General features: G+C 63.6%; 4 protein-coding genes and 1 pseudogene. 1 reads left to right on the top strand and 4 read right to left on the bottom strand.

Annotated elements, in window-relative coordinates:
* Window positions 1-348: pseudogene (locus A2J01_RS36710) on the top strand (hypothetical protein); the annotation flags it as partial.
* A gap of 88 nt (window positions 349-436) precedes the next feature.
* Here the strand turns inward: A2J01_RS36710 and A2J01_RS00960 are convergent.
* The 4 genes from A2J01_RS00960 to A2J01_RS34885 form a co-directional block, all read right to left on the bottom strand.
* A complete protein-coding gene (locus A2J01_RS00960; protein WP_064111525.1) occupies window positions 437-1,129 on the bottom strand; it encodes an LpqN/LpqT family lipoprotein in 693 nt (230 codons plus the stop codon).
* A 77-nt stretch (window positions 1,130-1,206) separates the two neighbouring features.
* Window positions 1,207-2,079, bottom strand: a complete 873-nt coding sequence (locus A2J01_RS00955) for a biotin-dependent carboxyltransferase family protein (protein WP_007733989.1) — start codon at window positions 2,077-2,079, stop codon at window positions 1,207-1,209.
* A gap of 57 nt (window positions 2,080-2,136) precedes the next feature.
* A complete protein-coding gene (pxpB, locus tag A2J01_RS00950) occupies window positions 2,137-2,754 on the bottom strand; it encodes a 5-oxoprolinase subunit PxpB (protein WP_007733990.1) in 618 nt (205 codons plus the stop codon).
* The coding region (locus A2J01_RS34885) for a LamB/YcsF family protein (RefSeq protein ID WP_197494131.1) at window positions 2,751-2,928 on the bottom strand (178 nt) is incomplete at its 5' end. The genes pxpB and A2J01_RS34885, both read right to left, overlap by 4 nt.

The raw sequence follows: 2,928 nt of genomic DNA, 5'->3' as shown, positions 1-2,928 counted from the left end.
ACGACGCTCGAGGTGACCAGTGCCGGCTGGATCAACAACGGCAGCAAACCGGTGACCATGAAGACCAGCTACACGGTTACTGCTTCGTGTGCGCCGGGAACCGTGTACGGAAGTGGATTGGCGGTAGGTGCCACGGTGATGGGCAACGGATTCCAGTCGAGTGCGAATTTCGCCAACTTGGGCCCGTCCATCACTGTCCGCGCCGCGGATGTGGTCGATCCGGTTGACCCGGTCGATCCCGTTGATCCGGTTGATCCCACTGGCCCCGGAACCGGTGGCGGAACCGGATCGCTCGGCTCGTTGAGTGGTGGCCTCGGTTCCCTCAGCGGCCTGTTCGGTTCGAGCTAGGCGAGAGTTGTGAAACGGCGGGCCGAGACTGTCGTAGTCTCGGCCCGCCGCGGTTGTTCGGAGATCGGGTATTCAAACCATCAGGTGCTCAGCCGAATTCGATCGAGGTGTTGATTTCTTCCACCTGGTTGGAGGTCTGCATGTTCGTCGTGTCGGTGAACTGGTTTGCAAAGCTGACCAGGTAGACCGGCGAGTTGTCGTCGGCTTGGTAAGCGACGACCGTCATGACGGCGTAGAGCGGAACGTCCAGGTTTGGGGCGGTCCAGGTTCCGGAGAGGCGGAAACCCTGCTGTCCGTCGACGTCGAGCTCGGTGTACTTCACCTCGGTCCACCCGTCGAGAGTGGCGATCGTTTCACGCGCAGCGGCAAGAACCTCGTCTTTTGTTGCGGTGCCCTGGTTTTCGACCGTCACCGTGGTGTTCGGCATGAAACCGCTGGGTTCCTGGCTGTTGCTGGACAACGCGTCCGTAACGCCGGCAGGGATGTTCTCGCCGTGAGTCCAGCTCGGCGGGAGGCTGACGCTGATGCTCGGCGCTTCGGGGTCGTCGCCGGTTTCGATCGTCGTCCGCTCACCGATGAACGGTGTTCCGTCCCGCAAGGTCGGCGTCGCGGCAGCGGCAGACGGCGAGGATGCAGAACTTTCGGAAGCAGTGGTCTCACTGGTGTTGGTATCACTGGAGACGGCGTCGCCGCTTTCCGAACTGCTGCATCCGGACAAGACGAGTGCAGCAGTGATCAGTGACGCTATTCCGAGAGCAAGTGTGCTGCTCTTAGGGCTCATAGTGTGACAGTCCTTCAGGTTCTGGCGACGGCCGAGCGCCGCCGGCAGCATTGCTGGCGCGGCTGAGACTATCAGCGCTACGACGGCCGAGTAGTGGCCTTGAAGGTAATGGTGCTGCCGGGCCGCAGCTGTGCCAGCGACGCAATCCCGGCGTCGGAAACGACGGCGATGACCGGGTATCCGCCGGTCACGGGATGGTCGGCGAGGAACACGACGGGCTGGCCGCCTGGCGGCACCTGGATGGATCCCGTCACGACGCCTTCGCTCGGCAATTCCCCGGTGCGTGAGCGATGCAAAGGCCCTTGGCCCTGTAGCCGGACCCCGACTCGGTTGGTGTGTTCGGTGACTTTCCACGTGGTGTGAAGGAGCGCGTGAACGGATGCGGCGGTGAACCAGGAATTTCGGGGGCCGAGCGTGATCTCGATCGGAACCGCGCCGAGTGCAGGTGCGGGCGGTGGAATCAACTCTTCGGTGGGCCACGTCCCTTCCTCGGCCCCGAGGAGGACTAGATCGCCGGCGGCGAGCGGCGGCGGCCCGAGTCCGGAGAGCGTGTCGGTGGATCTGCTTCCGAGTACCTGCGGGACGTCGACGCCACCGCGTGCAGAGATATACGTTCTCAACCCGGTTGTGCTGTAACCCAATTCGAGAATGCTGCCACTACCCAGATGGATGCTCGCGTAGTCAGGTGCCGGCCGTCCGTCGACGGCCAGCGGCACCCGCGCGCCTGTCGCTGCCACCGTCATCGAACCGACGGCCCGCATAGCGAAACCCCCAGCGGTGACTTCGATGGTTGCTGCTCGAAAAGTGTTGCCTACGAGTCTGTTGGCGCTGTCATGCGAGATCATGTCGACGGCGCCGGATCTTCCGACCCCGAGGGCGCCGTAGCCTCTCCGCCCGCGGTCCTGAACTGTGGCGAGCGGGCCGGTACGCACAACCTCGAGCCAGGCCATGAATCCATTGTCCCGCAACAGCGCGGTGAAGACACCAAAATCATGCTTGCACCAAAATCATGCACGAACAAAGGTGACTGTGGTGCCGGGTAGAAGCAGCGCCGGCGGGCGGCGCTCGGCATCCCACACCGACAGTTCAGTCGTTCCGATCAACTGCCACCCGCCTGGGGAACTACGCGGGTAGACGCCCGAGAACGGTCCGGCCAACCCGACTGCACCGGCCGGGACCTGCCTGCGCGGGTCCGATCGACGTGGAACTTCGAGCTTTCTCTCGTTGCTGGTCAGATACGCGAAGCCGGGGGCGAAACCGATGAACGCGACGGTCCACGACGCAGCCGTGTGAGCGTCGATCACACCGTCGACCCCGAGGCCGGTCAGCTTGCCCACCTCTACGAGATCGGGGCCGTCGTAGCGGACCGGAATCTCGACGGCAGGCCGCCCACTCTCGTCAGCTGTGAGTTCGATCGGTACGGCCCCACGTACCCATTTCTCCACCAGTTGGTGCGCGGTGATCGTGTTGTCGTACTCGATCAAGATGGTTCGCGCCGCGGGAATCAGGTCGATCACTCCGGGGATCCGACTGGCGTCGAGAGCCCTGAAGTTGCCCAGCACACTCGGCAGTTCGTCGTACTCGACGAGGACTGCGGATTCACCGGCGGGCAGGATCGCGATCATGTGAACGGCGTGATCTCGACGTCGGAAGATTCGAGGAGAGCGCGGATTGCCACGGCCATGTCGACGGCTGCCGGACTGTCACCGTGCACGCACACCGATGCGGCAGCGACTTTCAACGTGCTCCCGTCGACTGCGTCCAACTCGCCGTCGACGACCATTCGCCGAACCCGCTCT

Source organism: Rhodococcus sp. EPR-134 (genome assembly GCF_001647205.1).
GTDB lineage: Bacteria > Actinomycetota > Actinomycetes > Mycobacteriales > Mycobacteriaceae > Rhodococcus_F > Rhodococcus_F qingshengii.
This window is presented reverse-complemented; position numbering and strand designations above follow the sequence as displayed.

Excerpts from the sequence above, each read along its gene's own strand:
- A2J01_RS00955 (WP_007733989.1), bottom strand. The coding sequence starts at position 2,079 with ATGGCCTGGCTCGAGGTTGTGCGTACCGGCCCGCTCGCCACAGTTCAG.
- A2J01_RS00960 (WP_064111525.1), bottom strand. The coding sequence starts at position 1,129 with ATGAGCCCTAAGAGCAGCACACTTGCTCTCGGAATAGCGTCACTGATC.
- pxpB (WP_007733990.1), bottom strand. The coding sequence starts at position 2,754 with ATGATCGCGATCCTGCCCGCCGGTGAATCCGCAGTCCTCGTCGAGTAC.